The organism is Pseudoalteromonas sp. S4492 (genome assembly GCF_005886115.1).
In the GTDB taxonomy this organism is placed as follows: domain Bacteria; phylum Pseudomonadota; class Gammaproteobacteria; order Enterobacterales; family Alteromonadaceae; genus Pseudoalteromonas; species Pseudoalteromonas gelatinilytica.
In genome coordinates this window covers 1-24,855 of sequence record NZ_PNCP01000038.1, presented here as the reverse complement: position 1 = coordinate 24,855, position 24,855 = coordinate 1, and the positions used below count along the sequence as shown (strand labels likewise).

Annotated in this window: 23 protein-coding genes and 4 tRNA genes; 13 read left to right on the top strand and 14 right to left on the bottom strand. The window is 42.0% G+C overall.

Annotated features, from left to right (window positions below; all coding sequences use genetic code 11):
- The first annotated feature begins 3 nt into the window (after positions 1–3).
- A complete protein-coding gene (locus CWC28_RS12045) occupies positions 4–546 on the top strand; it encodes a DUF4124 domain-containing protein (RefSeq protein ID WP_138625207.1) in 543 nt (180 codons plus the stop codon).
- On the opposite strand, the gene CWC28_RS12040 is transcribed toward CWC28_RS12045, so the two are convergent.
- The 5 genes from CWC28_RS12040 to CWC28_RS12020 form a co-directional block, all read right to left on the bottom strand.
- A complete protein-coding gene (locus CWC28_RS12040; protein WP_063701070.1) occupies positions 543–788 on the bottom strand; it encodes a hypothetical protein in 246 nt (81 codons plus the stop codon). The genes CWC28_RS12045 and CWC28_RS12040 overlap by 4 nt on opposite strands.
- Before the next feature lie 81 nt (positions 789–869).
- Entirely contained in the window at positions 870–1,757 is an 888-nt protein-coding gene (locus CWC28_RS12035; RefSeq protein WP_138625206.1) for a DUF4097 family beta strand repeat-containing protein, read from the bottom strand.
- A 351-nt stretch (positions 1,758–2,108) separates the two neighbouring features.
- Positions 2,109–4,859 (bottom strand): aconitate hydratase AcnA, encoded by a 2,751-nt coding sequence (gene acnA, locus CWC28_RS12030; protein WP_138625205.1) that lies wholly within the window; start codon positions 4,857–4,859, stop codon positions 2,109–2,111.
- A 219-nt stretch (positions 4,860–5,078) separates the two neighbouring features.
- Entirely contained in the window at positions 5,079–5,498 is a 420-nt protein-coding gene (locus CWC28_RS12025; protein WP_063701076.1) for a hypothetical protein, read from the bottom strand.
- 70 nt (positions 5,499–5,568) lie between these two features.
- Positions 5,569–5,943, bottom strand: a complete 375-nt coding sequence (locus CWC28_RS12020; RefSeq protein WP_138625239.1) for an RNA-binding S4 domain-containing protein — start codon at positions 5,941–5,943, stop codon at positions 5,569–5,571.
- 236 nt (positions 5,944–6,179) lie between these two features.
- On the opposite strand from CWC28_RS12020, the gene CWC28_RS12015 reads away from it, so the two are divergent.
- Both CWC28_RS12015 and CWC28_RS12010 read left to right on the top strand, forming a co-directional pair.
- Complete coding sequence (locus tag CWC28_RS12015; protein ID WP_062566674.1) at positions 6,180–6,467, top strand: hypothetical protein; 288 nt, start codon at positions 6,180–6,182, stop codon at positions 6,465–6,467.
- A 57-nt stretch (positions 6,468–6,524) separates the two neighbouring features.
- Complete coding sequence (locus CWC28_RS12010; RefSeq protein ID WP_063701078.1) at positions 6,525–7,187, top strand: hypothetical protein; 663 nt, start codon at positions 6,525–6,527, stop codon at positions 7,185–7,187.
- On the opposite strand, the gene CWC28_RS12005 is transcribed toward CWC28_RS12010, so the two are convergent.
- The 5 genes from CWC28_RS12005 to glnA all read right to left on the bottom strand — a co-directional run bounded on the left by CWC28_RS12005 (position 7,184) and on the right by glnA (position 12,281).
- Positions 7,184–7,642 (bottom strand): cyclic nucleotide-binding domain-containing protein, encoded by a 459-nt coding sequence (locus CWC28_RS12005; protein WP_063701080.1) that lies wholly within the window; start codon positions 7,640–7,642, stop codon positions 7,184–7,186. The two genes, CWC28_RS12010 and CWC28_RS12005, sit on opposite strands and share 4 nt — an antisense overlap.
- Positions 7,643–7,667: 25 nt before the next feature.
- Positions 7,668–9,053 (bottom strand): nitrogen regulation protein NR(I), encoded by a 1,386-nt coding sequence (gene ntrC, locus CWC28_RS12000; protein ID WP_063701083.1) that lies wholly within the window; start codon positions 9,051–9,053, stop codon positions 7,668–7,670.
- An 18-nt stretch (positions 9,054–9,071) separates the two neighbouring features.
- Entirely contained in the window at positions 9,072–10,142 is a 1,071-nt protein-coding gene (glnL, locus tag CWC28_RS11995) for a nitrogen regulation protein NR(II) (protein WP_063701086.1), read from the bottom strand.
- Between the two features lie 80 nt (positions 10,143–10,222).
- On the bottom strand, positions 10,223–10,744 hold the full coding sequence (locus CWC28_RS11990) for a DUF4124 domain-containing protein (RefSeq protein WP_233999112.1): 522 nt from the start codon (positions 10,742–10,744) through the stop codon (positions 10,223–10,225).
- A 130-nt stretch (positions 10,745–10,874) separates the two neighbouring features.
- Positions 10,875–12,281, bottom strand: coding sequence for a glutamate--ammonia ligase (gene glnA, locus CWC28_RS11985; RefSeq protein ID WP_063701091.1), 1,407 nt, complete (start codon positions 12,279–12,281; stop codon positions 10,875–10,877).
- 507 nt (positions 12,282–12,788) lie between these two features.
- On the opposite strand from glnA, the gene typA reads away from it, so the two are divergent.
- Together typA and CWC28_RS11975 are read left to right on the top strand one after the other, a co-directional pair.
- The gene (gene typA / locus CWC28_RS11980) at positions 12,789–14,612 is read left to right on the top strand and encodes a translational GTPase TypA (protein ID WP_063701096.1); all 1,824 of its coding nucleotides are present in this window, start codon (positions 12,789–12,791) and stop codon (positions 14,610–14,612) included.
- 122 nt (positions 14,613–14,734) lie between these two features.
- A complete protein-coding gene (locus CWC28_RS11975; protein ID WP_138625204.1) occupies positions 14,735–15,040 on the top strand; it encodes a hypothetical protein in 306 nt (101 codons plus the stop codon).
- Between the two features lie 126 nt (positions 15,041–15,166).
- Here the strand turns inward: CWC28_RS11975 and CWC28_RS11970 are convergent, their stop codons facing one another.
- The 3 genes from CWC28_RS11970 to CWC28_RS11960 all read right to left on the bottom strand — a co-directional run bounded on the left by CWC28_RS11970 (position 15,167) and on the right by CWC28_RS11960 (position 18,699).
- A complete protein-coding gene (locus CWC28_RS11970) occupies positions 15,167–17,323 on the bottom strand; it encodes an ATP-binding protein (RefSeq protein ID WP_105173920.1) in 2,157 nt (718 codons plus the stop codon).
- A gap of 117 nt (positions 17,324–17,440) precedes the next feature.
- The gene (locus CWC28_RS11965) at positions 17,441–18,097 is read right to left on the bottom strand and encodes a helix-turn-helix transcriptional regulator (RefSeq protein WP_063701100.1); all 657 of its coding nucleotides are present in this window, start codon (positions 18,095–18,097) and stop codon (positions 17,441–17,443) included.
- A 230-nt stretch (positions 18,098–18,327) separates the two neighbouring features.
- Positions 18,328–18,699 (bottom strand): histidine triad nucleotide-binding protein, encoded by a 372-nt coding sequence (locus CWC28_RS11960; protein WP_063701102.1) that lies wholly within the window; start codon positions 18,697–18,699, stop codon positions 18,328–18,330.
- 105 nt (positions 18,700–18,804) lie between these two features.
- Between CWC28_RS11960 and CWC28_RS11955 the strand changes: the two genes are divergently transcribed.
- The gene (locus tag CWC28_RS11955; RefSeq protein WP_138625203.1) at positions 18,805–19,434 is read left to right on the top strand and encodes a DUF2057 domain-containing protein; all 630 of its coding nucleotides are present in this window, start codon (positions 18,805–18,807) and stop codon (positions 19,432–19,434) included.
- Between the two features lie 53 nt (positions 19,435–19,487).
- On the opposite strand, the gene CWC28_RS11950 is transcribed toward CWC28_RS11955, so the two are convergent.
- Positions 19,488–21,332, bottom strand: a complete 1,845-nt coding sequence (locus CWC28_RS11950; protein ID WP_105173921.1) for a M1 family metallopeptidase — start codon at positions 21,330–21,332, stop codon at positions 19,488–19,490.
- Between the two features lie 145 nt (positions 21,333–21,477).
- Between CWC28_RS11950 and murB the strand changes: the two genes are divergently transcribed.
- From murB to CWC28_RS11915, 7 genes are all read left to right on the top strand, one after another.
- The gene (murB, locus tag CWC28_RS11945) at positions 21,478–22,488 is read left to right on the top strand and encodes a UDP-N-acetylmuramate dehydrogenase (protein WP_063701108.1); all 1,011 of its coding nucleotides are present in this window, start codon (positions 21,478–21,480) and stop codon (positions 22,486–22,488) included.
- On the top strand, positions 22,485–23,477 hold the full coding sequence (gene birA / locus CWC28_RS11940) for a bifunctional biotin--[acetyl-CoA-carboxylase] ligase/biotin operon repressor BirA (RefSeq protein ID WP_063701111.1): 993 nt from the start codon (positions 22,485–22,487) through the stop codon (positions 23,475–23,477). The genes murB and birA overlap by 4 nt, the downstream gene beginning before the upstream one ends.
- Positions 23,474–24,172, top strand: a complete 699-nt coding sequence (locus CWC28_RS11935) for a type III pantothenate kinase (RefSeq protein WP_138625202.1) — start codon at positions 23,474–23,476, stop codon at positions 24,170–24,172. Before birA ends, CWC28_RS11935 begins: the two co-directional genes overlap by 4 nt.
- A gap of 117 nt (positions 24,173–24,289) precedes the next feature.
- Positions 24,290–24,365, top strand: a tRNA-Thr gene (locus CWC28_RS11930).
- 40 nt (positions 24,366–24,405) lie between these two features.
- Positions 24,406–24,490: transfer RNA gene (locus CWC28_RS11925), tRNA-Tyr, on the top strand.
- A gap of 44 nt (positions 24,491–24,534) precedes the next feature.
- Positions 24,535–24,609: transfer RNA gene (locus tag CWC28_RS11920), tRNA-Gly, on the top strand.
- Between the two features lie 13 nt (positions 24,610–24,622).
- A tRNA-Thr gene (locus tag CWC28_RS11915) sits at positions 24,623–24,698 on the top strand.
- The last annotated feature ends 157 nt before the right edge of the window (positions 24,699–24,855 follow it).

Genomic DNA, 24,855 nt, shown 5'->3' with positions numbered 1-24,855 from the left:
GGAATGATTAAGCGTTTTTGTTATCTTGCGGTTATGTTGTTACTGACCAGTGTTGCCCTGCTGTTTTACATTAAAAAGCCAGACGGTAAACCTTACCTAGAGCTGAGCATGTTCGAGCGATACTCAGAACAAGTAAGTGGTGATGTGAGTGATTTTGCTTCGCAAAGTGCCGATACACTTACCAGCCAAGCAAAAAAGCTCACTGAGAAGTTGAGCTTGAGCAAAGACGCAAATGCACCTGTCGTGGTGTATAAATGGCAAGATGAACATGGTCAGTGGCACTATGCTGATACCCCTCACCCTAATTACGTTAGTACTGCGGTAAGTTTAGATCCTAACGACATAACAGTGTTACCGGCAGAGACATTTCAAGCTGATGAGAAGCAAGCAGCAACAGTTAAAACTAACGAAACATCTTCTGTGCTTGGGGTATACGACCCTAAAAATGTACAAAAGATGATGCAAGATGCTGAGCAAGTAAAACAGCTTATGGAGCAACGTAACAAGCAACTTGAGCAACAGCTCAAAGAGCAAGGTGGGAATTAGCTTTGCTTGTCCTGTGCTGTGAGATCGCTTTCCATTTTCATCAGTAAAATAGTGAGATAAATTTTGGTGGGCAAAGAGAACAGCACACCAACAGCAATGCACGCTGCGCTGATCATAATGCCATGTACACCCATGCTATCACCTAAGTAATTACCAGCTAATAAAGAATGCCCCAAAATAATTAGGCAAATACCTAAAATAATAAAGGTTTTTAAGATTCGAATGATGGTTTGTTCAGTCATACAAGCACCTCACTTTAGCCTTAATTAAAGTGTAGGTGCTGTTGTTATTAATAGGATTGTTCTAAATCAAGCAATTGTCGGTTATCTGTCCAATTTTACTGGGCCGTTGATGTTATCGATACTTAAATCACCGGAACCCGCTTCGATAATTGTCAGGCCGAGTGTGTCATCAACATAAATGCTGCCAGAGCCATCGGTAATGGTAACCAGCCCTTTGATTTGTCTTACATCTATATCACCAGAGCCATCTTCGATAGTAAGCGCACCAGCCAATGTTTTAACGCTGATACTACCTGATTCATCAATAATACGTGCAGGGCCTTGGCTGTTTTCGATGCGGATATCACCAGAGTCATCTTCAATATCAATACGCCCTTGGCCTTGGTCTATCATAATTGAGCCAGAATCGTCTTCAATGCTGATATTGCCGCTGACATTGCTAATACGTATATCACCCGAGTCATCATCAATATTAATAGTGCGACCCCCTTCGATCACAATTGATCCTGAGTCATCATCAATGCTGATATCGTTTTGCATCGCACGTATAACGATATCACCTGAGTCATCATCGATATCTAGTTTAAGGTTACTAGGCACAGAGACAATTAAATCAATATGAGGTGATGAGCCACTGTAAAACGATAAGCTACCATTATTGAGCTTGCTGATAAGCTCAGCCGTGTCGCCGTGCTTTTCGAGGGTTAGCGTATAAGTTTCATCGCCTTTAGCCGCATAGATATTAGCATTCACTGTGATAGCCGTGGCGTTGCTGTCGCCTTTGATGATCAGTGAACCGGCTTCAGCATCAATTTTTAATTCGTTGATATTTGCAGCCGACACGCTTAAGTTTTGTTGTTTTTGTTCTGCAATTTGACCCGGAGAGACATGAATAACACAGCCTGTTAATAATAAACTTGATGAGATGGCCGTTGCGCAAATTGCGCGTTTGAATGATGCAATAGTCATAGGAATTCCAAAATTATTATGGTTGTTATCTGGTTAGCAGTTGCAAACTATGGTCCAATTTTAACATGCTGATTTTTATGTGCTTTTCATTTTTTGTAAATAAGTGTGTTGCTCTAAACTGTAATTTATACCAATTCGCTTAATTAAGTGGTCTATTTTGAGGCAATAAAACCTCGTTGATAACAAGGCAAAAATTTCGTTATTTAGTTTGTTCTAAATCAGAAATTTTTAACGCAGGTAGCGACAGGTTTTATCCCTCAAAATGATTAAGTATTATTGCGGATTGGTATTACTGGTGTTTTAAACAAAAAAGGGGCTGAAAATTCAGCCCCTTAGTTAACTTAACAGCAATTACTGCTCAGCCAGCATATTACGCAGTACATACTGTAAAATACCGCCGTGTTTGTAGTAATCCCACTCTTTCGGGGTATCTATACGCACATCAACACTAAAGCTAATTTGTTTGCTTTCACTGTTGGTCGCAATCACACTGACTTCATTGGTTTTGTCATATAAGCCTTCAAAGTCGAATGACTCTTGACCCGTTAGACCCAATGACTCATAGCTTTCACCTTCTTTAAATTGTAGGGGTAAAACACCCATACCAATCAGGTTTGAACGGTGAATACGCTCATAGCTTTGTGCAATAACGGCTTTAACACCAAGTAAAAGTGAGCCTTTAGCTGCCCAGTCGCGTGATGAGCCCGTGCCATATTCCGCACCCGCTAAAATAATCAGTGGCGTGCCATCTTGCTGATATTGCATCGCAGCATCATAAATGCTGGCAAGCTCATCGCTTGGCTGCATACGGGTCACACCGCCTTCGGTACCCGGTGCTAATAGATTACGTAAACGCACATTAGCAAAGGTACCTCGCATCATCACTTCGTGGTTACCACGACGCGAACCATACGAGTTAAATTGTGCTTTTTGCACACCGTGCTCTTGCAAGTAAAGACCTGCTGGGGCATCTGCTTTAATTGCACCTGCTGGCGAGATGTGGTCGGTGGTTACTGAGTCACCTAATTTTGCCAAACAGCGTGCACCACTAATGCTCGGAATGCCTGGAGGCTCAATTTCCATACCATCAAAGAATGGCGCTTTTTTGATGTAGGTTGACGCATCATCCCAATCATAAAGTTTGCCATCAGGAATTTGAATTTTCTGCCAGCGATCATCGCCTTGATACACATTGCCATAGCTTGATGCGAACATTTCTTTGGTCACAGTTTCACGGACGAGTTCGTTTACTTCACTAACACTTGGCCAAATATTTTTTAGATAAATGTCATTACCATTTGGGTCTTGCGCAAGCGGTTCGTTATACACGTCGATATCTGTACGACCCGCAATTGCGTAAGCAACCACAAGGGGTGGTGAGGCTAAGAAGTTCATTTTCACATCTTGGTGAATACGGCCTTCAAAGTTACGGTTACCCGATAAAATAGAGCTGACAACCAGTTTATGCTTTTGAATTGCTTCACTGATCTCATCGGCCAGCGGGCCTGAGTTACCGATACAGGTTGTACAGCCATAACCCACAAGGTTAAAGCCTAAGGCATCTAAGTCATCCATCAAGTCGGCTTTCTTCAAGTAATCAGTCACCACTTGAGAGCCCGGAGCAAGTGAGGTTTTAACCCATGGCTTCACCTTTAAGCCTAATTGCTTGGCTTTTTTAGCCACTAAGCCTGCCGCTAAAATAACACTAGGGTTTGAAGTGTTTGTACAGCTAGTAATTGCAGCAATGACACACGCACCGTCTTTCAGCTCAAACTCTTCGCCTTTAAAGTTAACCTTAGCTGCGCCCATATATTGTGCTTCGTTTACTGGCTCATCAGGGTTGGTTGTTGGGCCTTCGTCTTCAATGCGCGCTTCTTGGGCATCGCTTTTATCACGGTGTTGCATGCGCTCATCTTGGAAGCCTTTTAGGTGCTCACCAATAATGCTACCTGCTTTATCAAGGGCTATTCTATCTTGCGGGCGTTTAGGGCCAGCAAGACTCGGCACCACATCATCAAGGGATAACTCGAGTGTATCTGTATAATGAGCTTCATCGCCAGGGTTACGCCACAAGCCTTGATGTTTTGCATAGTCCTCGATGAGTTTAAGTTGTTTGTCATCGCGGTTAGTTAAACGCAGGTAGTTAATGGTTTCATCATCAATTGGGAAAATACCGCAAGTTGCACCATACTCTGGTGCCATGTTTGCGATAGTTGCACGGTCTGCAAGTGGTAAATCAGCAAGACCATCACCATAAAACTCAACAAATTTACCCACAACGCCATGCTTACGCAGCATTTCTGTGACGGTTAACACAAGGTCAGTTGCCGTTGTGCCTTCTGGTAGGCGACCATTGAGCTTAAAGCCAACCACTTGTGGAATGAGTAAGCTGATTGGTTGACCAAGCATTGCGGCTTCGGCTTCAATACCACCCACACCCCAGCCAAGTACCCCAAGACCATTGATCATGGTGGTGTGCGAATCGGTTCCGACTAGGGTATCTGGGTAAGCGAGTGATTTCCCATTTTTACTATCGTTAAATACCACACGGGCTAAATATTCTAAATTAACTTGGTGTACGATGCCGGTAGCGGGAGGTACGACCTTCAAGTTATCGAAGGCGGTTTGCCCCCAGCGTAAAAATTCGTAACGCTCTTTGTTGCGCTCATATTCAAGTTTCGCATTTAAGTCGAAAGAACCATCTTCACCGTAACCATCAACTTGCACAGAGTGATCAATTACCAGCTCAGCAGGTGACAATGGGTTTATCTTCGCAGGATCGCCACCGAGTTTTTCCATGGCATCACGCATCGCGGCTAAATCAACAATGGCGGGAACACCTGTAAAGTCTTGCATGACAACGCGAGCAGGCGTAAATGCGACTTCTGCAGATGGTTTAGCTTGTGGATCCCAGTTTAATAAGGCATCGATATCTTGCTTTTTAATATTGACGCCATCTTCATTGCGCAACAGGTTTTCAAGTAAGATTTTTAATGAGAATGGCAGACGTTTTGCTTTGTCGCCTAAACCTTGTAAAGAGTGAATATGATATTGCTCACCATTAATCGTAAGCTGTTTTTGGGTATCAAAACTGTTATTCATTATTTGCCCCTGTGGTTTGAGCAAGCAATTTGGCTTGCTTTGTTGTTTCCTTTTCGAAATAGACACAGTGTTATTGCAAACTTAATACCAGCTGAGATATTCATCTAGCTGATGAAAAAATATGCTATCTAATATAGTTGCTGCCGATGTGATTTATTTCAAGGGGGAGGGACAGATAAAAGGGTAGTTACTTTAAACTACCCTCAGAAATAAGTGTTTTTAGTTGAGCCAATTTTGTTGTTTACCTTTATGGCTAATAAACAGTAATAGTAAGCCAATAACGATCACACACAGTGGCATTGCTAATGCGCTGGTACCAAACATGGCAAGGCTATCTATCACCACAAAATTATAATATTGCTGGACTAAGACAGCGATAAACGAGATTAAAAATAGCTCGCGCGCAAGCGCTTTTTTGGCGAGTAATAGAATGCTCGCGAAACTGGCTGCAAACACGGCTATCGCAAAGGCAGCCGTTGACCAGAGCGGGATGTCGCGGTATGCGGCTTGTTGTGCTTCAGGGAGTTGGCTAATCATTTCGGGTGTGATCAACAGCTGCATTACAAATGCAATGACACCTAAAAGATTCCACACAAGGGCTGCCCAAGCAAGTGGCTTGAGCCAAGCTGGAGGGTTCATAAATCACCTTTTATTGTTGTTATTATCACATTCAATTAAAGGTGATTTATGTTAACTAAGCAAGCTCTAGTTAACCAAAAGAGATAGGGCGACGGCCGGTTTTTTCGTCCACTTTTGACTTTTTAGTACGTTTACGCTTTGATTTTTTTGGCGCTTCTTCAGCGCTTTGTGGTTGTGCTTTTTGTACTGGTTCTGGTGGGCGAGGATTTGTTGTTGCATCTTCGCTTAATGTCAGTTGGAACAGCTCACCATCAAATGCAAGCACGTCACCACTGTATAATTTTTTCCGTTTTATTGTACAAATTTCATAGTTAACCCCAACATAACCTTCACCAATTAAGGCTTTTGCTTGGCCGCCTGTTTCGACTAGGTCGAGCACTTTTAGCAAGTTACATAGCTCTATTGGCTCTTCTTCTAGTTCAATTTCGATGAAATCTTCGTTCATGTTGGTCTCTCTTAATTCAATCGCAGCCATTATAAAGCCTAGCACTCAATTGAACCAAGATTAAATTTTTAAGCTCTTCAAGCGGTTAAAATTTACAGCAATAAATAATCTGAAATTTTTACAAACAGTAAAAAAACTGCAGTATTTACTGGGTACACTGCGCGCGTTTGGAATTGGTGTACAAATTGCTAAATGCATGTCCGTTTCATTTTTTTATTCGTTCAGGAGAAGTTGTAATGGGCGTAAGATCAGCGCTAAGAAAAGAGTTAATGGGTTTGCAAGATTCGTCTCTGCTTGCTGCAGATGATGTGCGAGCTTTGTTAACACAAACAATTAAGTCTCAGCCTGAAAAGTCAGAACAAGGTTTTGCGTTAATTTCGCGATTTAATGATAATCATAGCCAGCTGAGTTCAGGGGAAACAAATAAAGAAAAGCTGCTCCAGCATCAAACCCACCGTTTATTTAAAGATATTCTATATACCCGTCAAAGTGTTAATAGTTGGCTAAAAAAACATCTTAATTAATTGATTTATTGTTTTTCTCACTTTAGACTACACCTGTAATCCAAAGTGAGAAAAACAATGAAAAGGATAATTTCAGCAGCCATATTTTTAATTTTGGCAGGTTGTCAGCAACCAACAGTCTACGTATACACTGAAAACCTTGATGAACAACAGCTGCTCACATTAGAGCAAGCTTTAACGAAGCAAAGCTTACCTTATGAATACACAAAGCTACCTATTCCTAGAGACTTTGCTGATGCAACCTTAATGTTATCGAGCGATAAAATTCTCACTCATGAAACCGAGCAACTTGCAGAAATTATGCAGAGGCTGGGTTATCAAGCTGAAATTAAATACACCACAGACGCTAATCACTTTTACAATCAAGGCAATATAGGTTTTTACTTACGAGCAAAAAATGGCTTAACCGGTTTTACTATGCCGGCTCGAGTCATCACAACCGGTTGCGTTGAGGATAAGTTTAATGGCCTTGCAGTTACATTTAGTGATAAACAGGCCGAGTTTAATCTAGCAAGTGGTAGACGAGTCTCATTGGAGTGGGATTACTTATACGGCTATTTAGTCATTTATTATAAAAACTATTCGCAAAGCTACAGCCATTTAACGCCAGAAGTGAGTACCCCATTTGGTATGAAACCATCAGATACCTATCGTTACACGGCACGCGTTAATAGCCCAAGTTGGTTAAATTGCTCATTACAAATTGTGTATATGGACTAACTACGCGACTCAAGGTATGTGCTTAACTTAGTAATGCGTTCACTCATGCCTTCGATGATGCGATCTTTAATTTTCTCGCGGATCACATTCGGTAAGCGGGTAAGTGCTTCAGGGGTGATAGCTAACAAAATGGTATCAACTTTTGCGCGTGCACTGGTACTGTGCTCGCGGTTATTGATAAAAGCACCTTCTCCGATAAATTCACCGGGTTCAATGGTGCCAAGTTCGAGTAAGTGGCTTTGTTTGAACACCATCAGTGAGCCGCTTAGCACAATATAAAGTCGTTTATCAGTATCGTATTGCTTGAAAACAGCGCGGCCTTGTTTGACTAAATACAAATGACTAAATGACTCTAACAACACCTGCCGTTCACTGAGAGAAAACTCTCTAAAGAACGACAACCTGTTAATGATTTCCATTTGTTTAATTAGTGGAATGTGCTCGATTAACTTCATTGACTCACATGGGTATAGCGCGAAATTAGCTAATATTGCGCTCTTTTAGCTTGCGGGTCAATGTATTGCGGCCCCAACCAATTTTCACCGCAGCTTCTTGCTTGTGCCCAGCACAATTGGCTAATGCCGTTTTAATCAAGCGAGTTTCAAGTTGTGCTTGAATGGCTGGCCAAATATTTTCTTTGCCTTGTTTAAGTTCCAGATTAAGCCATTGTTGAAATGCATCCAGCCAATCACCTTCTTGCTCAATGGGTGTGACAGCGACGATTTCTGGCGGTAAATCTTGTTCACTTATAAGCTCACCCGGCGCCATAACTGTTAACCAGCGACAGGTGTTCTCTAGTTGGCGCACGTTACCAGGCCAGTTAAATAAGCGCAGTTGCTCAGTGGCTTTAGGGCTTAAAATCTTGCTTTCAACTTGCAGCTCTTTGGCGCTTTTATGTAAAAAGTGCTGTGCCAGACGTTCAATATCTTCAGTACGCTCACGTAGTGCTGGTAAGCGTAAACGCACCACGTTTAGGCGATGAAATAAGTCGTCACGAAACTTGCCTTGTTTAACCAAGTCTTCGAGGTTTTGGTGCGTTGCCGCAATAATACGTACATCAACTTTAATACTTTGATGGCCGCCCACGCGGTAAAACTCACCATCGGCTAACACGCGTAACAAACGCGTTTGAACGTCGAGTGGCATATCCCCAATTTCATCTAAAAATAAAGTGCCACCATTCGCTTGTTCAAAGCGGCCTTTACGAATGCTGTCGGCTCCGGTGAATGCCCCTTTTTCGTGACCGAATAATTCTGACTCGACCAATTCTTTAGGAATGGCAGCCATATTCAGAGCAATAAACTGGTTTTCTTTACGAGGGCTGTGGTTATGCAGGGCACTAGCAACAAGCTCTTTACCTGTTCCCGACTCACCGTTAATCAGCACGCTCATGCTTGATGCTGATAATTTACCAATCGCGCGAAATACCTCTTGCATTGCAGGTGCTTCACCTATGATATGCGCATTGGTTTGTGGTGCTTGTTTGCGTTTAGTTTTCTTCGTTGAGTTAGCACGACAGGCGCTTTCTACCAGCGCAACAGCTTCGTCTAAATCGAACGGCTTAGCGAGGTACTCAAATGCCCCTTTTTGGAAGGCATTTACCGCAGAATCTAAGTCTGAGTGAGCGGTCATGATTATCACTGGTAAGCCAGGATTTTGCTCGGCAATGGTTTCAAGTAACGCCATGCCATCCATGCCAGGCATGCGCACATCGGATACCAGTACCGTTGGCTGGCTAAACTTTAATGCATTCAGCACGTCTTGTGCATTTGCATAGCTTTCAGTTTCAAATCCTGCACGTGCCAACGCTTTTTCTAATACAAAGCGGATAGAGGCATCATCATCAACTAACCAGACTGTTTTCATGACTACTCCAAAAAACCATTAATCCGTAAAAGGCAAATAGATATTAAATTCTGTATGGCCTGGCCAACTGTCACAATCAATGTGGCCATCATGTTGGTCAACCAAGGTTTGCGCTATGGATAAACCAAGCCCTGATCCATTTTCTTTATTGGTGATCATTGGGTAGAACAAGGTTTCACGTAAACTTTTGTCTATTCCCGGGCCGTTATCCGAAATTTGGATCAGCAAGGTTTTCTTCGGTGCCTTACCTGGTCGCCTGTGTTGATGGTTGATGCGGGTTTTTATTCTTATCTCGCCACCATCAACGAGTGCCTGTTGTGCATTACGAATAATGTTCAGTACCACTTGCTGGATTTTACCTTGGTCTATGTACACGCTCGGTATACTTGGATCGTAGTCTTTCACTAAAGTGATATTGGCATTGTTATCTAACATGCTCAGTTTAATCACTGACTCTAAGGCTTGGTGAATGTTGCCATAAGATTTATGTGGCAATTGATTCGGACCAAGCAAGCGGTCAACAAGCTCACGTAAACGGTCTGCTTGTTCAATGATTAATTCGGCACATTGATCTCGTTCTTGCTGATCAACCTCATACTGCAATAATTGCGCCGCTCCGCGAATTCCACCTAAAGGATTTTTAATTTCATGTGCTAAACCACGAATTAAATTACGTGCAGCTTGATATTGGTGCATTTGATTAGAGGCTTGATCGTGGCGAATTTCATCGTCCATTTGACGACATTCGAACAGAATATAATTGTCATCGTTGTTACTAATTCTGCGCGTACTAATGGTTAATTTCGCGTGGCGAGAATCAACGAACACCACGTCAGCCCTGTGCTGGTGGCAATCGACACCATCGAATAACGAATATTGGGCAATGCGTTTTAAGTCTATTGAGTGGTAATTAAATAGGTTATCGAACGGTTGGTTGATAATGCGTTTTGGACCTAAACCTAAAAGCTCACTGGCGCTATCGTTTGCATAAACCAGCTTAAAATCTCGGTCGAGTAAAATGACGGCAGTACTTAAATTTTTCCAAATACTGTCGAGTAATTCAGAATTAAAGTGTGTTTCACTGAGCATGATTGCACCATTTTAGTGCGTTGCGATTAAGTGCAGCTTAGCATACTCTTTTTACATTAAGAGACGTTATATCGAAAATTTTAGTTTCCGCCATAAATCGATGTTCTATGCATAAAAAAGGTGCTGACTGGGCTAACCGAAACGAGTTTATTATTCGCATCATAAAGTTTGGCTTGTAATGTGTGTTCACCTCGCTCGACCTCTCTTAGTGCAAAGGTCGTGCTATTACTTGGTGCACCATGGGCTGAGCCATCAAATAAAAGTTGTACTTTAAAGCCATTTTCGAAGCGAGGGCTAATGCGTGCAGTAACGTACACAGAGCCGGTATTTTCTCTTACGGTTGCTTCATTTGCTGGTGATGAAATACTAACGTTAAATTTGACTGGCATTGCGCTTGGGGCGCTATCAAGTATGCTGGTGTCGGTAGCTGGCATGGTCAGGTTTTGGGTGTTCATCTTTACTTCTGTCGCACCAGGTCGTGGTGTATCAGAAAATACTAAAACGCCGTTCTTATCTTTCCAAGAATAGACTTTTTGCGCTGCGCCATAGCTAAAAAAGCTTAGAAAAATCAGCGATAGTACCAATAAAGTTGTGCTTTTCACCCTGCAACCCTGCATTTTTTAATCTAACTAAAACTGTAGAGTAGAACCCGCTCAATTACCATTAAAAAAGCCCGCGGAGCGGGCTTGAGAACACACATTTATTATCTTTAGATAATTCTGCTACAGCGTATTACACGCTGTAGTACATTTCGAACTCAACTGGGTGAGTTGTCATGTTAAGTTTTTCAACTTCTTTGCCTTTTAGCGCGATGTAAGCATCGATTAGGTCATCAGTGAACACGCCGCCAGCTTTTAAGAACTCACGGTCAGCGTCAAGTGATGCTAGTGCTTCAGATAAAGAAGATGCAACTTGTGGGATCTCAGCTGCTTCTTCAGCAGGTAGATCGTATAAGTCTTTGTCCATTGCATCGCCAGGGTGGATCTTGTTTTTGATACCGTCAAGGCCAGCCATAAGCATTGCAGAGAACGCTAAGTATGGGTTAGCTGTTGGATCAGGGAAACGTACTTCGATACGACGTGCTTTAGCAGACGGTACCACTGGAATACGGATTGAAGCAGAACGGTTACGTGCAGAGTATGCAAGCATTACTGGTGCTTCGAAGCCAGGTACTAGGCGTTTGTATGAGTTAGTTGACGCGTTAGCGAATGCGTTGATTGCTTTAGCGTGCTTGATGATACCACCAATGTAGTAAAGTGCTTCTTCAGAAAGACCAGCGTACTTGTCACCAGCGAAGATGTTCACGCCATCTTTACCTAGTGATTGGTGACAGTGCATACCAGAACCGTTATCACCAACGATTGGCTTAGGCATGAAAGTCGCTGTTTTACCATATAAGTGAGCCATGTTATGGATAACATATTTCATCTCTTGGATTTCGTCAGCTTTTAATACCATTGTATTGAAGCGAGTTGCGATCTCATTTTGACCCGCAGTTGCTACTTCGTGGTGGTGAGCTTCTACAACTTGACCAAGTTCTTCAAGAACTAAACAAGTCGCTGAACGCCAATCTTGTGATGAATCAACAGGTGAACACGGGAAGTAACCGCCTTTAACACCTGGACGGTGACCTTTGTTGCCACCTTCGTAGTCTTTATCAGAGTTCCATGAAGCTTCGATGTCATCGATTTTGTACATTGAACCAGACATGTCTGATTTGTATTTAACGTCGTCAAATAGGAAGAACTCTGGCTCTGGACCAAATAAAACAGTGTCAGCAATACCAGTAGAACGCATGTACTCTTCAGCGCGTTTTGCAACAGAACGTGGGTCACGCTCGTAACCTTGAAGTGTTGAAGGTTCAACTACGTCACAACGGATGATTAGTGTTGCTTCTTCAGAAAATGGGTCCATTTTCGCAGACTCAGGAACAGGCATTAATACCATGTCTGATTCGTTGATACCTTTCCAACCAGCAATTGAAGAGCCGTCGAACATTTTTCCGTCTTCAAAAAAGTCTTCATTAACTTGATGATGAGGAATAGAAACATGCTGTTCTTTACCTTTAGTATCAGTAAAGCGTAAATCAATGAACTTAACGTCATTTTCTTTGATAAAATCTAAAACCGATTGTGACATGTGTCCTCCAATTGTTGGGTTTTATTTTTGCTGCATTATTGCTTTTGACTTATATAAGCTGGTTTCGTGCCATGTTTTTAACGCATTGTTTAGCCTTGTAAAAAGTAAACGCCTTCTGGTTTTGTTAACTTTTTTTGCACTAATTTGGTGCGTAAAAAGATCATTCTGGTGCGTAAAAAGTGCGACTGCGATTTGCACAATAATTGCGCATGCCAATTTGTCTGTTGTAAACACGATTTAGTGCCAAAATATGGTTCAAAAACTAAAATTTCGCCAGTTTTGAGTTCAGATTCACTTTAATTTTCATAAATTTGTCATTTATAAAACAGATACTTATAAAAAGCCTGAAGAAAGTTTATAAATTTATATTGGATAAACTTTCATCCATGCCATTATTAAGGGATAATATGCGCCCTTTTAAATCCTATGCTGGGACATCTGGTGAAAATGCAGGTGAGTGCGTAGATCTTGCAGGATCAATGAGATTCAATTTCTCTGAGAAAAAATATGAGCATCGAAAAGTTAAGAAATATAGCGATTATCGCCCACGTTGACCACGGTAAAACAACTCTGGTTGATAAACTGCTTGAGCAATCAGGCACATTAGAAACGCGCGGCGGTAACGAAGAGCGCGTAATGGACTCAAACGACATTGAGAAAGAGCGTGGTATTACCATTTTAGCTAAGAACACTGCTATCTCTTGGAACGACTACCATATCAATATCGTAGACACCCCAGGACACGCCGACTTCGGTGGTGAAGTAGAACGCGTACTTTCGATGGCTGACTCAGTATTACTACTTGTTGATGCTCAAGAAGGTCCAATGCCGCAAACGCGTTTCGTAACGCAAAAAGCATTCGCACAAGGTTTAACGCCGATTGTTGTAATCAACAAAATCGACAAACCAGGTGCACGTCCTGACTGGGTTATGGACCAAGTTTTCGACTTATTCGATAACCTAGGTGCAACTGACGAACAGTTAGACTTTAAAGTAATCTATGCATCAGCTATCAACGGCTGGGCAACAATGGATTTAGACGAGCCATCAGATAACATGGAACCAATGTTCCAGATGATCGTTGACGAAGTATCTCCACCGGATGCAGATCCTGAAGGTGCTTTCCAAATGCAAATTTCTCAGCTTGACTACAACTCATACATCGGTGTTATCGGTGTAGGTCGTATCAAGCGTGGTACTGTTCGTCCTAACCAACAGGTTACTGTTGTAAGCGCAGACGGTACTAAGCGTAACGGTAAAGTTGGCCAAGTAATGAGTTACTTAGGTCTTGAGCGTCATGAAGCAGAATCTGCTGGCGCGGGTGACATCATTGCAATCACAGGTCTTGGTGAGCTGAAAATCTCAGACACTATCTGTGATGTAAATACCGTTGAAGCATTACCACCGCTAAGCGTTGATGAGCCTACAGTAACAATGACGTTCTCTGTAAACACATCACCATTTGCTGGTAAAGAAGGTAAATTCGTAACTTCACGTAACATCCTTGAGCGTTTACAAGCTGAGCTTGTTCACAACGTTGCATTACGTGTTGAAGAAACTGACAACCCAGATAGCTTCCGTGTTTCTGGTCGTGGTGAGTTACACTTAGGTATCTTAATCGAGAACATGCGTCGTGAAGGTTACGAGCTTGCTGTATCTCGTCCACAAGTAATCCTTCGTGAAGTTGATGGTCAAAAAGAAGAGCCATACGAAACACTTACAATCGACTGTCAAGAAGAGCACCAAGGTTCTATCATGGAACAAATTGGTCTTCGTAAGGGTGAGCTAACTGACATGTCTCCAGATGGTAAAGGCCGTATTCGTATGGACTTTATGATCCCAAGCCGTGGCTTAATTGGTTTCCAAACTGAATTCATGACATTAACGTCAGGTTCTGGTCTTCTTTACCATACGTTCGATCACTACGGTCCGTACAAAGGCGGTACTATCGGTGCTCGTAAGAACGGTGTAATGATTGCTAACGCAACAGGTAAAGCACTGACTAACGCATTATTCAACCTTCAAGATCGTGGTAAGTTATTCATCGGTCACGGTGTTGAAGTTTACGAAGGTATGGTTATCGGTATCCACAGCCGTGATAACGACCTAACAGTAAACGCGCTTAAAGGTAAGCAGTTAACAAACGTACGTGCGTCTGGTACAGACGAAGCGCAAACGTTAACGCCACCACTAAACTACACGCTTGAGCAAGCGATTGAGTTCATCGATGATGACGAGTTAGTAGAAGTAACACCTGAGAGCATTCGTATTCGTAAACGTCACTTAACTGAAAGTGAGCGTAAACGTGCGAGCCGTGCAGCTAAAGACTAATAACGTCTTTCGCTTCGAAAAATGAGAACCGCCGTATTGAAAAATACGGCGGTTTTTGTTTAATGATCAGCCGTAAGCCGTAAGCCGTAAGCCGTAAGCCGTCAGATCGAATGGAAGATTAAATGTTTTTTGGGTATGAGTTCTATTACTGGCTCGGATGGTTTGTTATAACGGTTCTTGCAGCAAAGAAATATGGCTATCTAGGCTTGTTCATTGCACATTTAATCATTTTTGTGAGTGTATTTGTTAGTGACTTACATTATGTGTCGCAAATAATGTCCCAACCTGAATGGGATGGTAATCCTGATCTTGATATTACTTTTCTGCTCGGCGTAATTTTTCGTACAGCAGTGATTAATGGTTTATTGCTACCTGTAGGGGTCTTGGGGAAGTATTTTCATAACAAAGTCAATGCGGCCGAGGTTTAACCTAGTGTTTTCTTCTAGGGGTATATTGCCCAATATTGGTATCAGAGTTGTCACTTAGCTTATTTTATTTGTATTGCAAAATTTTTTAGATAACTTGCTTTGAAGCGAAAAGTTAAGAGCTAGCTCTTATGCTAACTCACTTCTAACATGCTTCAAGTAGGCCTGTAGGCTTTCTTGCCATAGCACTAAGGCTTCGGTTAATGATTCTTTCAAAGGTTTGTTGTCGAGTAGCTTACGCTCAATTTTCTTGAGCTCTAGACCATAACGGTTAAAGCCTAGTTGTAAAGCAGTGCTAGCTTGGCGGTGCAAAAGTTTAATACACTGATCTTTATCGTCTTCAACGAGTTGTTGACAGCGAATGAGTTTGTTCCTTGCAGAGAGTACAAATTCATTGTAAATCGATGAGACTTCATCTTCACTGAATGAGCTGACAAGTGTGGCAGCGGCTGTTTCATCATAGAGTGTATCGCGCAGCTCAACGGCAATACTCGCAGCCTGATTGCTTTGTGAGTCACTGAGTGCTTGGCGCAGTTTTTGTTGCTTTATTGGTTTGCCAACAATGTCTTTAATACCAAGTGCTAAGTACTCTTTTATTTCATCAGGACTAAGACTCGCGGTAAACGCTAACACCGGGGTTCGTTGGTTTAAATGGTCGATGGTTTTGAGCTTTTTCAACACTTCTTGACCAGTAAGGTCTGGTAAGTTCATATCCAATAGCACCACATCAAAGTGATGCTTCTGCATCAGTTCAATGGCGCTAGTTCCGTCTTTTGCAAGCTTGATTTTGTGCTCGTCATCGGCCATAAATTCAATGGCAATTTTCTGATTTAAATCGAGATCTTCAACTAATAACACGTCCAGGCCAGTAACATAATCTTTTGATTGGTGGCGCTGCTCAACGAGGCTGAGCTCACCAATCGCAAGAGAGATATCAAAACTGAAAGTACTGCCTTTGTTTAGCTCACTTTCAATATTGAGTTTGCTGCCTAATTTATCTAATAAACGGCTAGTAATCGCTAAGCCAAGGCCTGTTCCGCCTTTTTCTTTACCTGCACTACTTTGTACATAAGGTTCTGTAAGGTAGGCAATTTCTTCATCTTCAATACCTGGGCCTGAGTCGATTACACTAACACGAACAAGGTGATCTAATTGCCCTTCGTTGAGCAGTTTCACATGAATTTTTACTGCGCCATGGTCAGTAAATTTAATCGCATTACCCACTAAGTTAATAATAACTTGTCTGAGCTTTTGTTGGTCGCAGTAATAACATGCTTGATCGGGCAAGTTGTATATAAGTTCAAACTTTAAGTGTTTTTGCTCTGCTAAAGGACTAAGCAAAAGGCAGAGGTTATTGAGCCAGGTTTTAAACTCGACGTCTTCTTCGTAGAGCGCTTCATCACGCTGATCTAGGCTGGCGTAGTCGAGTACTTTATCGACCAGCAAGTTGAGTGACTCAGCTGAATTAATTATTGCTTCGCAATAAGGCTTATCTCGTGGATCACTCGACTGGTTCATGATTAGCTGCGCACTACCTAAAATGCCATTTAACGGTGTGCGTATTTCATGGCTGATAGTTGATAAGAATAAGCCACGAATTTCTAAGTCTTTGTGTGCTTTTTCAGCTAACTGATTAAGGTTTTGCTCGCGGCGTTCATTACATAATAGTGCCATACCGGTTGCATAAAACATCGGCGCAATAACACCATTTATAAATAAAGTGATACTAAACCAATTTGCAGAGAGTAGATTAGCTGTTGTGACATCTCCCATCATTAAGGTTCTGCCTGTAAATATCGCCAGAATAATGCTGAGAATTAAGATGTAGACAATACTGCCATTGGGGTAACTTTTACGGCCATTTCGAATGAATAATGCCATTAAAAACAACGCTTCAATTATATGCTGGAGATCTGAAACCAAAATTCGACTACGTAACTCGGCGCTATCAGTGGCAAGGTAAACCATGGTCATCGCGAGCACCACCGTGATCGCAACAAAGGTTTTAAAACCGACGCATTTGGCATTTAAAAATTGGCATATCGCGAGTACATGAATAATGGATGCACTAAAGAGTAGGGTGTTTGCGATAGCAACACTAGCAATATTATTGATATGGCCATGCAGTGCAAAACTCATTACCGATGCAAACATCACTAAAGGGTAGAAAATATAGAGTAAGGTGCCCGGAGTATTATTATTGGTTCGCCATGTAAGGTAATTAAGAAGGGTCATCACTGCCATCATGGCAGCACTGGCATAATATAAAGTGGCTGAGTCGAGCATTGTATTTCCGGTGTTTTGCAATCAGTTTGAGAATAAAGTCAATTACTGCGTTTAGCAACCAGAAACAAAAACAGACGCGGTTGCGTCTGTTTTAACTAGTAGGATGTTTTGCTTGGTTTAGCGAATTTCGTCAGGAATATTTTGCTGTGCCCAAGACAATAGCTCGATACGGTTACGACATTTAGTTTTTCTAAATGCACTGTATAAGTGAGTTTTAACTGTATGCGGGCTGATGCTTAAATCTTCAGCAATTTCTTTATTTTTCGAACCTTTACTCATTAATGAGATAATTGCTTTTTCACGTTTAGTAAGTTTAACCGGTTCGATGTCACCATCTGTCAATTTGTGGAGTGCGTCTTTATTGAACTGCAACATACGATTTAATGCATTACACATAATGTCGCGGCGATACCATAGTTGATCTTCAAGTAATAAACGAATGCCTTTCATTAACACATCAGCATTGTCTGTTGTGTAGAACACACCACGAATACCACTTAAAAGAGCACGGTTTGCAAGTTCAGGGTTTTCATCTAAGTTAAACAATACGATATCGCATTTCATTCGTAGATTAACTAGTTGTTCTTTTAACTTGCCCCACGGATCTGTGCTTGACGTTTCAATAAATAACAAGCGTGTTCCTTCTGGTACTTCAGAAATATCAGTACCAGATGTCACTGCTAGTCCTTGTGTTTTTAACAATGGCTCTAATACGTTAATGCCAATAGTATTAATTGGCTCTGGATCTAATAATAAAAAGGCTGAACTACTCATATATATACACTCTTGAATAAAGTTGACAGTTAAATCCTATCACGCAATCCACCCCTTTCGTATTAGAAATTTCTGAGAGTTGTGCAGGAAAAGTACAGTTTGTGTCTGTTTTGTGTCAAAAATTACAGTTAGTTAACTAATCGCAATATGTTAACTAACTGATATATATTCATTATAGTCAAAAATAATATGTTTGTGCTACTTTTTACAGTTGTTTACATATCAAAGTATTAGATTGCGTGTTTTTTCTTGTCTTGATAAGGAGGCCAGCCCATTTCTTTACCCGCCAGCATATGTAGGTGTATATGGTACACGGTTTGCCCGCCGTGGTCATTACAGTTCATTACGACGCGAAAACCATCTTCACTGAAGCCAAATTGTTTAGCGAGTTTTGCTGCCACTACATATAAGTGACCGACTAAAGCGGCATTTTCTTCTGTTACATCGTTTATCGTTGCTATTTGAGTTTTTGGGATGATCAGCACATGAAAAGGGGCTTGTGGGTTAATATCTTTAAAAGCAAGAGATAAGTCGTCTTCATAAACAATGTCTGCAGGGATCTCTCGGTTAATAATCTTTGTAAAAATAGTCTCTTGGCTCATACTTAGCTCTCTTATAAATGTGGTTAAATGACCGCCCACTAATGACAAACTTTATTTGCAGTGTCAAACTGAAACTGCCGCAAGTTGAACAACCAAGGAGTGAACATGCGTAAGTTAGTATTACTGAGTAGTGCGTTAATGCTATTTAATAGTTTTAGCAGTGTAGCTGAGACTATTCACTTTCCAGAAGAGTTTGTGCCTTTACAAGTCGGGGATCGCCTTATTGAGCAGTCTTTTTTCAGTCGTGTTGATGATGTTGAGCTTGCCCCGGGTACGTACCAAGTAAAAATGAAATACACCGATCTTTTCGAGCAAGGCTATGATGATCATCAAGTCGTAGAGTCTGAGCCTTTTTGGGTTGAGGTCACGTTGGAAAGTGGCAAAGACTATGACCTAGTGTTTAATCGTGCCAGTAATGCTGTTGCGGCAGAAGTGTTTGCTGAATCACCGCAAGTGAGCTTAAAAGCTAAGGGCAGTGAACTTGCTATGCCTCTATCGATAGTTAGCTATCGTGCAGCTAGCGCGCCTGTACAAGCTGTGGCCAGTGCCCCAGTTGCTGCTACAAGTACAAGTAACAAGCCTGCGACTGCAGTACCTGTCACATTGCCTGCAAAAGTACCCGGCGGACAAACTGGTTTGAAAAATACGCCAAGTGCAGCTGCAATGCTTGAGTTTTGGTGGCAGCAGGCAAGCCCAGAAGAGCGTCGGGCCTTCTTACAAAAAGTAAGTAACTAATTTTAAATATTAAAAAAGGCGCTGATTGCAGCGCCTTTTTAGTGTTTGATAACTTATTTTGCGAATAAGTCGTCAACGGTACCTTGTGCAAGTGGGTGGTAACCCGGACGTGCTTTTAAGTACACATCATGTGCCCAATCTTTTTTACCGTTTTTAATAAGTGCTTTATATAGTGGCACAATTAATTTACGGCGACCGATGCTTGATAGGTGTTTATCAAGCGCAGGGTAAATTGGTTGATAACCATTTCCTACCGCTAGCATGAACCATGCGAAAGCACGCTCAGCATTAGTTGACTGCGTTAGGTTGAATTGGTTATCAAGCTCAGTCATTTTTTCAATGCTTAAATCGCGAGGTAGATTATTTAAGAAATGTAGCCACTCATGAACTGACCAATCAGATGTTGGTAATTGAGCTGCACTAATCTCACCGTTTAACCATGTTTTGGTGACTGCATCAACTTTATCGAAAGCATCAGACGTTGGATTTGGTGCATCGCTTGGTAAACCAGGCTCAAAGATCCACTCATTAACTTTATCCATGCTGACTACGCCTGGATATTTGTCGATCAGATTTGCTTTTAAGTAAGTAACAAATTGAGCTGTTGTTAGAGACTTGAACGAGAACTGATCAAAGTAACCTTTTACGAATGGGTCGAACTTGTCACGGCCAAATTTGTTTTCTAAATAAATTAAGAAAAGTTGACCTTTAGTGTAAGGCACTGAACTAAATGCATCATCAGGATCGCGGCCATTAAGTTTTAAGTTAAGACGCGTATCTGCTGCTGGCAGAGTTTTAAGTAATGCACGTAAACCTGCTGCATCAAGCGCTTGTTCCATCACTGCACGGTCACGGCCAAACACTTCTTCCATAATGCGGTTTTCAACGTAAGACGTGAAACCTTCATTTAGCCATAAATCTTCCCACGTCGCATTAGTCACTAAGTTACCAGACCAAGAGTGAGCAAGCTCGTGAGCAATTAGGTTTACTAAGCTTTTATCGCCAGCAACAACTGTTGGTGTGATGAATGATAAACGTGGGTTTTCCATGCCACCAAATGGGAAGCTTGGCGGTAGCATTAATAAGTCATAACGACCCCATGCGTATTCGCCGTACATCGCGTTCGTTTTATCGATCATCGCTTGCGTGTCGTTAAACTCAGCAACTGATGCATCTAAAATGGTTGGCTCTGCAAAGATACCTGTTTGCTTAGACATGGCTTTATATTCTAAGTTACCAGCACCAATTGCGATTAAGTATGGCGAAATTGGTTGTGGCATATCGAATAAGTAGTCGCCATCTTTATAAAGTGCATCTTTATTGTCAGCACTCATTACTGCACGAATGTCTTTAGGCGTGTGAATACGTGCTGAGTAAGTTACGCGCATTGCTGGCGTATCTTGTACTGGGATCCAACTACGAGCATGAATTGCTTGTGATTGGCTGTACATAAATGGGTGTGACTTACTGGCTGTTTGCTCTGGTGTTAACCACTGCAAACCTGAAGCTTCTGGGCGGCTGTTGTAGTAAATACGTGCTTTAACCGCTTGGCTTTTAAATTTAATTGTTAATTTTGAGCCCTTCACGTCATCACGTGCAGCAAGGGTGAAGTCAGCTTTGTGCCAGCTGCCTTTTTTATCTTGATACATTACTTTGTCGATATCTAAATCGCGCGTATCAAGAACAAGTGTTTTGCTGGTCGCATTGTGCCAATCTAGCGTGTGCTCAACAAAACCCTCTAGTTGTTTGTCATCAAAATCAACATCTAAATCTAGTAGTAGGTGAGTGGTTGTTACGTCATCTAAGTTTGCGTAAGTGTGTTGGCTGATTGCATCTGCAGTTGCTTGAGAGCAAGCACCGGCCATCGCAAGACTTAAAAGTAATGGTTTAAACTTCATAATAACCCTGGAACGGAAATGAAAAAGAGCCCGTTTTATAACATGATTAGTGCAGTGGGTTGAGTGATTTTTACAATCTAATGCGTATTTTGCGACGATAGGTTACACTAATGCGATTAGTTACCGGTAACCTTTGAGGCGTTTTGTGGCTCAGTCCCTGCAATCTTTTCATACCTTTTCTTTGCCAAGCCAATGCCAGCATTTTTATCAAATTGATGAAGTGAATCAGCTTTTAAGCACAGACTTTTCGTCTCCCTTTTGTATTTTAGGCGAAGGCAGCAATACGGTGTTTTTATCTGACTATCAAGGGTCTGTCATCCATATGAACACGAAGGGCATAGATATAGAGCAGCAAAGTGATGGCTTTTTATTGCACATTGCAGCCGGAGAAAACTGGCACCAATTAGTTGCTATGACTATTGCTAATGACATGCCTGGGCTTGAAAACCTTGCTTTAATACCTGGAACTGTTGGTGCTGCACCAGTGCAAAATATAGGAGCTTACGGTGTAGAGCTTGAAAAGTTTGTGAGCTATGTCGACTACTTTGATATTGCCACCAAAGCGATAAAGCGCCTAACTAAAGACGAATGCCAATTTGGCTATCGAGACTCTATCTTTAAACATGCATTGAAAAATAAAGCGGTGATCACCCAAGTTGGGCTGCTGTTACCTAAAAAATGGCAGCCAGTACTGAGTTACGGACCATTGCAACAGCTTTCAGATCCCTCTCCACTGCAAGTGTTTGAGCAAATCATTACAACCAGAAACAGTAAACTACCAAACCCCAGTGAACTTGCGAATGCGGGCAGTTTTTTCAAAAACCCAGTGATTAGTAATGAGCAACTAGCGTTACTTTTAAAGCAGTACCCTGAGCTACCTCACTACTATGTGGATGCTGAACATCATAAAGTTGCGGCGGGGTGGTTGATTGAGCAAGCTGGGTTAAAAGGCTTTAAGGTCGCCGGTATTGAGGTTCATCAGCAGCAAGCGTTAGTGCTTGTAAACCATGGTAACAGTACAGGTGATGATTTAATTGCCATGGTAAACCATGTTCAACAGCAAGTTTGGCAAAAATACCAGATTGCTTTACAGCACGAAGTGCGACTGATCAATGCCGATCATGAGTGTCACATTGAATTGGGAGCTTCATCATGAAAGCGCCAGACGGAAATAAACTCGCTATTTTACAAGCACTCAATACCGGTGGTTTTATTTCTGGTCAGCAATTGGGTGAGCAATTAGGTATTAGCCGTGCAGCAGTGGGTAAGCATATTCATTCATTGCAGGAAATGGGGCTCGATATTTTCAAAGTCACGGGTAAAGGGTATTGCCTTAATAATAGTGCGGGCTTACTGAACAAAGATAAAATCGGTCAACATTATAGTGAGTTAGGTGGTTGCACCGCGAATGTTGAAGTGCAGCCTATTATTGACTCAACCAATAGTGAGTTAATGCGTCGCTTACAAACTGATGCTCCTCTTTATTCTGGTAGCGTGTTAGTTGCAGAAATGCAGCAGGCAGGAAGGGGGCGTCGCGGTCGAGTGTGGCAATCACCCTTTGGTGCAAACTTATACTTCAGTTATTTTTGGCGCTTGGATGATGGTCTACAAGCTGCCATGGGGGTCTCTATTGCTGTTGGGCTTGCCGTTTACGACACGCTGAAAGCGTTATATCAGTTGGATATAGAGCTTAAGTGGCCCAACGATATCTATTTAAACCGCGAAAAATTAGCCGGTGTATTAGTTGAGCTTGATGGTCAGCCACAGGGGCCTTGTCAGCTTGTTATTGGCATAGGTATTAATTTACATATGCCAGAAAGTGCCAGCCAGCACATAGACCAAGCTTGGACCGACTTAAGTCAGCACGTGCAAGGGTTAGACAAAAATAAGCTGGTGGCCTATTTATGCTTTTATTTGGAAAAACGCTTAGCGCAGTATCAACAATCCGGCTTAAACGATATGTATCTACAGTGGAATCAGTTAAACGCATTTGCTGGTGAGTGTGTTGAACTTAATACTGGACATCGTAGCTGGCGCGGTATTTGTGAAGGTATTGATAACCAAGGTGGCGTGCGTATTCGTCAAGATGGCGAAGTAAAAAGTTACTATGGCGGTGAAATCTCATTACGTAAGGCAGAGCTATGAAATTGTTAGTTGATGTGGGTAATACCGCCATTAAAGCGGTTTTGTTTGATGGCAAGGGTTATCAAACATGTGAACTCAGCAGCTTGCCTTGGCTACAAATAAAAGAGCTAGTTTATGCCTGTGTAGGCAGCACCGAGCTGCTTACACCATTATTAGCTCAGGCGCAGCAACACGCCGTTCCTTATTTCGAAGCACAGGTGAGTGCAAAGCTAAGCACGTTAAGCTGTGCCTATCAGCAGTATCAAAATTTAGGAATTGATCGTTGGCTGGCTGTCATTGCCGCGTATGTCGAATTCCCTGAGCAAAATTGCATTATTATCGATGCCGGCACTGCAACAACAATTGATGTACTCAATAGTGAAGGTGCACATCTAGGTGGTTGGATTTTACCAGGCCTTGATTTGATGACATCTTCACTTACCCAGAATACCCAACGCGTGTTTGATGATGGACAAACCCCATTTGCGACTGATTTAGGCCGTAATACGCCAAATGGCCTCAAGAATGGTGCGATGGTTGCGACTATTGGCGCAATCGAGCAGGCAAAACAGCATCTTAATCAACAAGATTGTCATTTATTATTTGCTGGTGGTTACGGCAAATTACTTGCTGAAGCATTTTTGGACGCCCAGTTTGACAGCTTGCTCGTGTTTAAAGGACTGAATTATTGGCACGAATTAACTATAAAGCAGTAAAAAAACACGAATTTGCCTGAATAGTGAGCGTTTAACACATAAATTCACATTTTTTTTAATTTTATGGTTGCATCACAATAAACCTTACCTTAGAATCTCGCCCCGTACTAAAGCAGTGCCGACTTAGCTCAGTTGGTAGAGCAACTGACTTGTAATCAGTAGGTCATCCGTTCAACTCGGATAGTCGGCACCACTTTCCTTTTACCGGAAGTGACTTAGTAAAGAATTTTCGTGGAGGGGTTCCCGAGCGGCCAAAGGGATCAGACTGTAAATCTGACGGCTCAGCCTTCGCTGGTTCGAATCCAGCTCCCTCCACCACTTTATTCTTGACGGTTAGAGGTAGTTTAAGAACAGGTTCCTATGCGGGCATCGTATAATGGCTATTACCTCAGCCTTCCAAGCTGATGATGCGGGTTCGATTCCCGCTGCCCGCTCCAGATTTCTGGTGTTGCTGATATAGCTCAGTTGGTAGAGCGCACCCTTGGTAAGGGTGAGGTCGGCAGTTCAAATCTGCCTATCAGCACCAGTCTTGAGAACTCATCTTAATTTCTTCCTTTATCTGTCAGAAAAAACTATTTGAAATTTGAAAAAATTAAATTAATCTACCCTCGGTGGATTATTTTCATATGTAATCTAGATACACAAAACTGATAGGTTCCGTCATGGCAAAAGAAAAGTTTGAA

What these genes read in the sequence shown, in the direction of transcription:
- CWC28_RS12045 (WP_138625207.1), top strand. Translation starts at nt 4, where the DNA reads ATGATTAAGCGTTTTTGTTATCTTGCGGTTATGTTGTTACTGACCAGT.
- CWC28_RS12040 (WP_063701070.1), bottom strand. Translation starts at nt 788, where the DNA reads ATGACTGAACAAACCATCATTCGAATCTTAAAAACCTTTATTATTTTA.
- CWC28_RS12035 (WP_138625206.1), bottom strand. Translation starts at nt 1,757, where the DNA reads ATGACTATTGCATCATTCAAACGCGCAATTTGCGCAACGGCCATCTCA.
- acnA (WP_138625205.1), bottom strand. Translation starts at nt 4,859, where the DNA reads ATGAATAACAGTTTTGATACCCAAAAACAGCTTACGATTAATGGTGAG.
- CWC28_RS12025 (WP_063701076.1), bottom strand. Translation starts at nt 5,498, where the DNA reads ATGAACCCTCCAGCTTGGCTCAAGCCACTTGCTTGGGCAGCCCTTGTG.
- CWC28_RS12020 (WP_138625239.1), bottom strand. Translation starts at nt 5,943, where the DNA reads ATGAACGAAGATTTCATCGAAATTGAACTAGAAGAAGAGCCAATAGAG.
- CWC28_RS12015 (WP_062566674.1), top strand. Translation starts at nt 6,180, where the DNA reads ATGGGCGTAAGATCAGCGCTAAGAAAAGAGTTAATGGGTTTGCAAGAT.
- CWC28_RS12010 (WP_063701078.1), top strand. Translation starts at nt 6,525, where the DNA reads ATGAAAAGGATAATTTCAGCAGCCATATTTTTAATTTTGGCAGGTTGT.
- CWC28_RS12005 (WP_063701080.1), bottom strand. Translation starts at nt 7,642, where the DNA reads ATGAAGTTAATCGAGCACATTCCACTAATTAAACAAATGGAAATCATT.
- ntrC (WP_063701083.1), bottom strand. Translation starts at nt 9,053, where the DNA reads ATGAAAACAGTCTGGTTAGTTGATGATGATGCCTCTATCCGCTTTGTA.
- glnL (WP_063701086.1), bottom strand. Translation starts at nt 10,142, where the DNA reads ATGCTCAGTGAAACACACTTTAATTCTGAATTACTCGACAGTATTTGG.
- glnA (WP_063701091.1), bottom strand. Translation starts at nt 12,281, where the DNA reads ATGTCACAATCGGTTTTAGATTTTATCAAAGAAAATGACGTTAAGTTC.
- typA (WP_063701096.1), top strand. Translation starts at nt 12,789, where the DNA reads ATGAGCATCGAAAAGTTAAGAAATATAGCGATTATCGCCCACGTTGAC.
- CWC28_RS11975 (WP_138625204.1), top strand. Translation starts at nt 14,735, where the DNA reads ATGTTTTTTGGGTATGAGTTCTATTACTGGCTCGGATGGTTTGTTATA.
- CWC28_RS11970 (WP_105173920.1), bottom strand. Translation starts at nt 17,323, where the DNA reads ATGCTCGACTCAGCCACTTTATATTATGCCAGTGCTGCCATGATGGCA.
- CWC28_RS11965 (WP_063701100.1), bottom strand. Translation starts at nt 18,097, where the DNA reads ATGAGTAGTTCAGCCTTTTTATTATTAGATCCAGAGCCAATTAATACT.
- CWC28_RS11960 (WP_063701102.1), bottom strand. Translation starts at nt 18,699, where the DNA reads ATGAGCCAAGAGACTATTTTTACAAAGATTATTAACCGAGAGATCCCT.
- CWC28_RS11955 (WP_138625203.1), top strand. Translation starts at nt 18,805, where the DNA reads ATGCGTAAGTTAGTATTACTGAGTAGTGCGTTAATGCTATTTAATAGT.
- CWC28_RS11950 (WP_105173921.1), bottom strand. Translation starts at nt 21,332, where the DNA reads ATGAAGTTTAAACCATTACTTTTAAGTCTTGCGATGGCCGGTGCTTGC.
- birA (WP_063701111.1), top strand. Translation starts at nt 22,485, where the DNA reads ATGAAAGCGCCAGACGGAAATAAACTCGCTATTTTACAAGCACTCAAT.
- CWC28_RS11935 (WP_138625202.1), top strand. Translation starts at nt 23,474, where the DNA reads ATGAAATTGTTAGTTGATGTGGGTAATACCGCCATTAAAGCGGTTTTG.